This is a genomic window from Oceaniferula marina (assembly GCF_013391475.1).
GTDB lineage: Bacteria > Verrucomicrobiota > Verrucomicrobiia > Verrucomicrobiales > Akkermansiaceae > Oceaniferula > Oceaniferula marina.
On the sequence record NZ_JACBAZ010000020.1, the window covers coordinates 1 to 7301 of the forward strand.

The 7301-nt window shown below is 42.2% G+C and carries 9 protein-coding genes; all 9 read right to left on the reverse strand.

The window, feature by feature from the left end; translation table 11 throughout:
• Positions 1-217: 217 nt before the first annotated feature.
• Complete coding sequence (locus tag HW115_RS18690) at positions 218-625, reverse strand: hypothetical protein (RefSeq protein WP_178934985.1); 408 nt, start codon at positions 623-625, stop codon at positions 218-220.
• A 149-nt stretch (positions 626-774) separates the two neighbouring features.
• Complete coding sequence (locus tag HW115_RS18695; protein WP_178934987.1) at positions 775-1311, reverse strand: hypothetical protein; 537 nt, start codon at positions 1309-1311, stop codon at positions 775-777.
• Between the two features lie 671 nt (positions 1312-1982).
• On the reverse strand, positions 1983-2456 hold the full coding sequence (locus HW115_RS18700; RefSeq protein WP_178934989.1) for a hypothetical protein: 474 nt from the start codon (positions 2454-2456) through the stop codon (positions 1983-1985).
• An 891-nt stretch (positions 2457-3347) separates the two neighbouring features.
• Positions 3348-3617 carry a hypothetical protein gene (locus HW115_RS18705; RefSeq protein ID WP_178934991.1) on the reverse strand — a complete coding sequence of 90 codons (270 nt, stop codon included), beginning with the start codon at positions 3615-3617 and terminating at the stop codon, positions 3348-3350.
• A gap of 191 nt (positions 3618-3808) precedes the next feature.
• A complete protein-coding gene (locus HW115_RS18710) occupies positions 3809-4093 on the reverse strand; it encodes a hypothetical protein (RefSeq protein ID WP_178934993.1) in 285 nt (94 codons plus the stop codon).
• A 168-nt stretch (positions 4094-4261) separates the two neighbouring features.
• Positions 4262-4834 (reverse strand): hypothetical protein, encoded by a 573-nt coding sequence (locus tag HW115_RS18715; RefSeq protein ID WP_178934995.1) that lies wholly within the window; start codon positions 4832-4834, stop codon positions 4262-4264.
• Positions 4835-4936: 102 nt separating this feature from the next.
• Complete coding sequence (locus HW115_RS18720; protein ID WP_178934997.1) at positions 4937-5365, reverse strand: hypothetical protein; 429 nt, start codon at positions 5363-5365, stop codon at positions 4937-4939.
• Positions 5366-5518: 153 nt separating this feature from the next.
• Positions 5519-5917 (reverse strand): hypothetical protein, encoded by a 399-nt coding sequence (locus HW115_RS18725; protein ID WP_178934999.1) that lies wholly within the window; start codon positions 5915-5917, stop codon positions 5519-5521.
• A gap of 698 nt (positions 5918-6615) precedes the next feature.
• Positions 6616-7020 carry a hypothetical protein gene (locus HW115_RS18730; protein WP_178935001.1) on the reverse strand — a complete coding sequence of 135 codons (405 nt, stop codon included), beginning with the start codon at positions 7018-7020 and terminating at the stop codon, positions 6616-6618.
• Positions 7021-7301: the final 281 nt, after the last annotated feature.

The following is a 7301-nucleotide window of genomic DNA, read 5'->3' on the forward strand; positions in this document are numbered from 1 at the left end:
GTGAAGGTCTTATAAGGAATACCTCGAGCTTTCATCTCTTCTGCAACGAGAGCTGATTCATGGCGAAGTTTACCATTACCACTCTCTTCGATGTATGCCTGTGTAATCATTTGTTTTATTTGCCCAACGTAAAGTTCACCGGCCGCGATGAAAGCGTCGATGAAACGATTAAAGTTTCAATTCTGAGGAAAAGCCGAAAAGCCTGGCCATTCAGCTACTAGCGGTCGGGTGCAACGACTTGTTCGGTTAGTATTTTTGATGATACCCATAGAGATAGATAACCCAAAGCCAAACCTAAGCCAACCATGACAAATAGCACCACAAAGTTGCCAGCTAGAACCCCTGCAATAACGCCCCAAAGAAACCAGACGCCAAGAAGCCAAGTCCGAGCACGTATATCAGAAGATCCACCTAAAATTGAAAATATTGGTAGAACCACAATCAGATAAACTAAAACCAGTATAATGTAACAGGGCAATGTCCCTATCAAAACCACCGATAATACATTACTCGCGATGTCATCATTAGGATTAGCTAACGCCATTCCTACCAAGTAAGCAATGGTAGCAATTAATACGCTTCCAGCATCGATGATTCGCAGCAAAAAGAGGCATGAAGCATTCATAGCATTTCCTTTTTTTTACCGAACGTAAAGTTCACCCGCGGCGATGAAAGCCCAGATAAACGATTAATATTTCAATTCTTAGGAACAGTCGAAAAACCTGGCATGTCAGCTACTAGCCGTCGAGTGCAACGTCTTGTTCGACGATTATTTCATTTTGCTCTCAATTTGCTTAATGCTGCCTTAACTTCTTTTAGGTCCTTGCCATCTTTTTCATGACTTAACAATCCGCAGTTCACGACACGCTTCCCATCTACTATTCCAGTAATATGAATTGTGTATTTGTAGTTCCCTAGAACGACAGGTTTGCCTTTAAGCTTTGGATCTTCAAAAATGGAAATCATATAAACTCCATTGCGGGTGCTGAACTTCTCTAGATTGTCGCGTTCGGGGAGTTTTTTTCTGACCATATGATACCAAAAGAGATGGGTTTTTCTTAGATACTTATCTTTATCTGCCGATTGTATGAATCCTCCAATATCATTGATAATAAAACAAGCGTCACGACCCTTTGGCGCTAAAAATACAATTTCGGGGTTAGCCTTTTTAGTAGATTTCTCTGAATGTTCGACAACCCAACCTTGGGGCGGTTCCATAGTAACACGCATTTCAGCTGCAGAAGTTGAAAACAAGGGCGTCACCCAAAAAAGGGTAAGAAAGACATAGGTAGGATTTAGAAGCTTAGGCATAATTAGAAGGGGTGTTATGGGGTGGGTATTCTTTGTCGAACGTATAGCACACCGGCAGCGATCAGGCGCCGATATACGAATTAAAGATACAATGACGTAAAAGGGTTTGCCGTCGCAAACTCGACAGCTACTAGCTGTCGGGTGCTGCGACTTGTTAGCCTGAATTTTTACCATATTTACGCACAGACTCACATAACAGCAATGCTGGAAGTATGAAATTAAGAGCATATAAAGCTGGAATCATCAGTAACCATTCAACTCGTATATCACAGCCAGCTATATACCAAGATTTGAGCAATGACGTCTTGAGTTCGAGGTAGCCTCTTAGCATGAGTCCTAGGGATAGGGTAATTATAGATAGCTCAATGCTTCTGTTAAAGAATAGGGTTCCACATAAAAGAACAGAATACATCGCTATACGCATATTCGCTATTTGGTCATACCCCGTTGGGATCATGCTAGGACCACGACCTGCACCGTAAATCAATGAGAACAATAGGCCAAAAGCTGAGCTTACCCCAACCAAAAGGCGCAACCAGCCAATTTGGTTTAGGCCGAGTTTGTTCATTTTCTGGCTAACGTAAAGCACACCGGCAGCGATGTACCAGATGTGACAAAGTTTAAAGTTTCAATCGCTATTCCAAAGAAGCAAAACCCTGGCCCGACAGCTACTAGCTGTCGGGTGCTGCGACTTGTTCGGTTTGTTTTGGTTCCAGTCTTGCAGTAGCATTAAACTCACTATCAAAATAAAATTCTGCGCCTCCGTATGCCCCTTTAGGAAAGGCTTCTTTCGGGGCGCCCTTATGACGACCACCTTCAAATCCCCCAAGCCTGACCCAGTCACCAGTCTTACCAACCCACTCATCCGTAAGCCCCCAGCCATGAGTGATTATCACAATAGGTGGCGCGATTTGCCGATCATTAACCCAATGCACCTCCATAATCAATTTATCTCGATGAGCCATTCGGCGAGGAAGAACAAGCCTCCCCTCGACCTCAATAACTTTGCCAAAGCCTTCACCTAGAATTGACGTTATAGTCTGGCTCTTAACCTCTGTATCGAGGGCTTCTGTTTTTACATTGTCATCCTGTTTACGATTACACGAAACAAGCGATAGTAGTAGAAATGCCAGCAGAGGTTTCATTGTGATATTTTTTACCGAACGTAAAGCACACCGGCAGCGATCAGGCGCCGATATACGAATTAAAGATACAATGACGTAAAATGGTTACCTCTCGCAAACTCGACAGCTACTAGCTGTCGGGTGCTGCGACTTGTTATGCAATTAGTTTCCCCCGTCTTTCTGGTTACTTTCAAGAGCGATTAGGAATACAGATTTTGCTTACCGCTGATCAAAATATTCACTTAGCCTTGCAAAGAAAACCGATGAATCCACTGAGTGAACAAACTTATGGTTTCATCTTTCGAGCCGATTCGGAATAGTCAACCATTTGAATGATCTGCCTATTTTTTCGCATAACGTAAAGTTCACCGGCGGCGATGTAAACGCTGATGAAATGGTTAAAGTTTCAATCCTGTAAAGCAGACGAAAAACCTGGCCTCTCAGCTACTAGCCGTCGGGTGCAACGACTTGTTCTGCCAGTTGTTTTCTTGTCTGGATTTGTTGCTGTCTGGTGTGATTCGGAATAATCAACCCATGTCTAATTCGTTGAGGCAAACTTCGATTTACGAAAATGAATCAAGGCCAAAACAGGAAAAATCACTGGGATAATAAATGACAGCACCAACCAGACGGGAACCTCCCAGCCTCTCCCTCGGAGCAAAATCACTCTTGCGGCCAATGCGAAAAGGCCAAACACGATTAAAGCATTTATAATTTGAGCTACTAATAGAGGCCACTGAATGCCGAATTCCTGAGTAATGGTTGATATCATGATCATTTTTTGCAGAACGTATAGCACACGAGCCGCGATGAAAGGGCCGCGAGACTAAGTTAATATTCAATTCTCATTCCAAAGTCACAAAATCCTGGCCCGACCGCTACTAGCGGTCGGGTGCTGCGACTTGTTATGCCTTATTGGTTATTCAAGTATGTTTCAACATCTCCCATTTTGTATAAAAATGGTTGCTTCCAATTGCTTGATGTCTCCAAATATCCTCTCCCATTCCCCTTTAGAGCGGATAACCGATGATCAGTTAAATCGATAATCTCAAAATCATCAATTTGCTGCAAAATACTGCGATAGCTGCCTAAGTAAGATTCAATAATCGCCTCGTATGATTCTTCCTGCTTCTTTTGCATCGAATCGATTGCAGCAGTAATTAACTCCTTAAGTTCATTCATTATCTTAAAATTTGGGCTTCAGCCATTATCCCGAAAGCACCGCTGAACAGTAATTTTTTTGCATAACGTAAAGTTCACCGGCCGCGATGGAAGCGTCGATAAACGATTAAAGTTTCAATTTTGTAGAACAGTCTGAAAAACCTGGCCCAGCAGCTACTAGCGGTCGGGTGCAACGACTTGTTCGGCTAGTTTTAATCTAACGTATTATTCATCTCTTCTCCTAAAAACAGAGAAGGCAAATGAAAAATGCTCATCCCAAGAAAGAGCCAAGCAAATCCAGTAGCCCAAATCTCTACCAAAGCCAAATCCATGTCATTGTAATTCCTCGCTCTAAATAGTGTAAAAGCTGCATGAGAGAAGAATACTCCAGAGAACCAATTCCACGATAACCGCAGTGAGGCTGTTGATTTAAGCTTATCTTTATTATATGAAATAAGGGATAAAATTACTAGTTGAGTCAAAATGAGCCAAGTCATGGTCGTTGATGTATTATATTTTTTGCCGAACGTAAAGCACACCGGCAGCGATCAGGCGTCGATATGCGAATTATAGATACAATGACGTAAAAAGGTTTGCCGTCGCAAACTCGACAGCTACTAGCTGTCGGGTGCTGCGACTTGTTAGCCTTCTAATTTCTGAATAGCCTACTTCTTAATAAACGGAAGACCAAATGCTACAAATAGCCAATACCCCATCGATGCTGGTATCATACCCCACACATAAATTGGAAAAAGCTTCATCCCCATTCGGTACCAGTGATTAACCTTCTCTTCGACTTCACTGTCTACACCCACAGAATAGGTTGAATCCATTTCAGAAAATATTATGCTATGAAGCTTTTCCGCTGAATACGGATTTGTAGACGATGACGATATAGATATACGTCCATTCTCATTTACACAACGAAACAGTATTGAAAAGTCAGGTTCTGAATCCTGCAACAACTCTTCTGCCCCCTTAATGGCACAAATATCCTTTATAAACCCTGCTTCATTAGCCCTTCTTGACCTTTGAAAAACTCGATTGACCTCATTAGGAAATGACAAGTTATTAAGTTCAAGATCTGCAATGCGCTCATTAACTTCATTATCAATAGGCCAACTGGTAACATTGTAAACAGCTCTTTCAGGAAGAAACGCCATCAAAAAGCAAGGAACGCCTACTACGATATTCAAGAGCAGAACGAAAAGTGATACTTTGCCGTGAGAAATTGTCATTTACTTGGCTAACGTAAAGTTCACCCGCCGTGATGTAATGGCGGATAAACGAATTAAAGTTTTAATCTTGAGAAACAGAAGCAAAATCTGACACCTCAGCTACTAACGGTCGGGTGCAACGACTTGTTCGCTTAGTTTTAGTTTAGTTCCTGTTGCATCAACTCGAGTTGCTCCAACTATTACACGAGTTGTATCATTAAAGATTACCACCCTAGTCTTTGCGTCAGCTGGGATTTCTCCAAAATCTTTTTTCTCTTCGCCAATCTTAAAGTAACCACTAAATGCTACATAATCCTCATTCTGCGATGTCTTGTAGGATGCTTCAATTCCAATTGGCTGATCTGTATTACTTTTAAGCTCGATTAATGCCTGATCTATGTTGCGCATCAGCACGCTAGGTAAGTCGCGTGTTCCTTCCGAAGATACAACCTTTGCGGTTACCCTCACTTGTTGATCTGGCGTGCCGTGATATGCACAAGATGAAAATACAGCCATACATGCCGAAAGTTGGAATAGTTGTTTTGTATTCATAGGATTAGATTATTTTTTAGCGAACGTAAAGCACACCGGCAGCGATCAGGCGCCGATATACGAATTAAAGATACAATGTCGTAAAAAGGTTACCTGTCGCAAACTCGACAGCTACTAGCTGTCGGGTGCTGCGACTTGTTCTGCTGGTAAAATCTATTCGATATCAGATACTGGGCCGGTCATAGAACCCGCAGTTATTATTCCTGCAAAACCTTCCATCATTTTCCAGAAGCCATACGCAGCAGGCGCAAGTGGTATAAACAAGGCTTTAAAACTCCATACTTTATACCCCTCAGACAAATGATATACTCCAATGGTAAGGAGCGCCCCTATGCTGAAGAGCAAGCCTCCAAGTATAAGCTTCTTCCAGAAAATCGCTCTAATGGATGATACCCTTTCTTTCCAGGCAGTTTGAACAATCCTCTTAGACAAATTTACAGGAACACTATTCACTTCTAATCTTTGAATAGCCTCCTCACATGAATCACCCCACATAATTTGCCTCAGCACGACATCGTAGTAGCGCTCAAACAACACATTTTCGTCGTTCATATCTTTTGCAGAACGTAAAGTTCACCGGCCGCGATGTAAGCGTCGATGAAACGATTAAAGTTTCAATTCTGTATAGCAGCAGAAAAGCCTGGCCAGTCAGCTACTAGCGGTCGGGTGCAACGACTTGTTCTGCTAGTTTTTGTTATTCATACTACGTAGGCCAAAGACGCTTCATGTAACTAATAATCTTATCCTCATCATTGTGATAAAGTAGTATTGGCTTGAATTCTAGATATTCGCTACGAGTCATTAGCCGAGGTAATATACTCGCCCTCGACCTATTATCTATCAAATGCTCACAAAAACCTAAAGCTGCCCCTGTTCTTACATCACCTGATCGATGTTTTAAGCACCAGCCACAGTATGACCAAATCCTTTTGATGAGATCAAGATCGGGAACATCCTCTCTACATAGATCATCAAATTTAATGTTCAACTCGATCCACAGGCGCATCGGGCTACTAGAGTAGTCGTCATCAATAATATTTCTCAACTCAGGCAACTCCTCATTCGCTATTCGACGCCATTGACTCATTTTTTGCAGAACGTATAGCACACGAGCCGCGATGAAAGGGCCACAAGGCTAAGTTAATATTCAATTCTCATTCCAAAGTGGCAAAACCCTGGCCCGACCGCGGCTAGCGGTCGGGTGCTGCGACTTGTTCGGTATATATTTTTTGATAGAACTATTTAATAGTTCACCTTGGCAAGTTATTCTTCCTTCCAACTAATTTATGGTATTTCTCCACCGAAATACTTTGATTCGTATCAATATACGAGACATCCCCCTTATCATCCACTAAATAACCTTTCAATCGCACTCGACCTTTCGATTCGCCATCAATAAACAAATAGCCTTTTTTATATGTAGCTGCCACCTCATACGGCGGATACGGGTGTGTGAATAACCTCTCACCTTTATCATCTAAATACTTATCTAATATCTCCCTGGCCTCTTCATAGGTGTAGTTGTAGTTTTGCGTCACTTCTGAAAATTTCAATTCCCCAAAAAACAACATCCTTTTCGAGTTCTTTTGATCCGAACAAGAATATAACAATAGTAAAATCAGGCCAGAAAATACATTTAGGGCAACACGCATCATTTTATCATTTACCGAACGTAAAGCACACCGGCAGCGATCAGGCGCCAATATGCGAATTATAGATACAATGACGTAAAAGGGTTTGCCGTCGCAAACTCGACAGCTACTAGCTGTCGGGTGCTGCGACTTGTTCGGCAACTTTTTTCAAAGCTTCAGGTTTTCGATCCAAACACCTTTTGCTTCTCGACAACGCGGACAGTATTTAACAGTAAACGGTTTGCCCTCCAAATCAGCTCTATACTCTTTGGGTGGCGTAAACTGGTTTATGGTGTTAAAGGCGT

Coding starts and splice junctions, on each gene's coding strand:
- HW115_RS18695 (WP_178934987.1), bottom strand. CDS start 1,311: ATGCCTAAGCTTCTAAATCCTACCTATGTCTTTCTTACCCTTTTTTGG.
- HW115_RS18715 (WP_178934995.1), bottom strand. CDS start 4,834: ATGACAATTTCTCACGGCAAAGTATCACTTTTCGTTCTGCTCTTGAAT.
- HW115_RS18705 (WP_178934991.1), bottom strand. CDS start 3,617: ATGAATGAACTTAAGGAGTTAATTACTGCTGCAATCGATTCGATGCAA.
- HW115_RS18720 (WP_178934997.1), bottom strand. CDS start 5,365: ATGAATACAAAACAACTATTCCAACTTTCGGCATGTATGGCTGTATTT.
- HW115_RS18690 (WP_178934985.1), bottom strand. CDS start 625: ATGAATGCTTCATGCCTCTTTTTGCTGCGAATCATCGATGCTGGAAGC.
- HW115_RS18700 (WP_178934989.1), bottom strand. CDS start 2,456: ATGAAACCTCTGCTGGCATTTCTACTACTATCGCTTGTTTCGTGTAAT.
- HW115_RS18725 (WP_178934999.1), bottom strand. CDS start 5,917: ATGAACGACGAAAATGTGTTGTTTGAGCGCTACTACGATGTCGTGCTG.
- HW115_RS18710 (WP_178934993.1), bottom strand. CDS start 4,093: ATGACTTGGCTCATTTTGACTCAACTAGTAATTTTATCCCTTATTTCA.
- HW115_RS18730 (WP_178935001.1), bottom strand. CDS start 7,020: ATGATGCGTGTTGCCCTAAATGTATTTTCTGGCCTGATTTTACTATTG.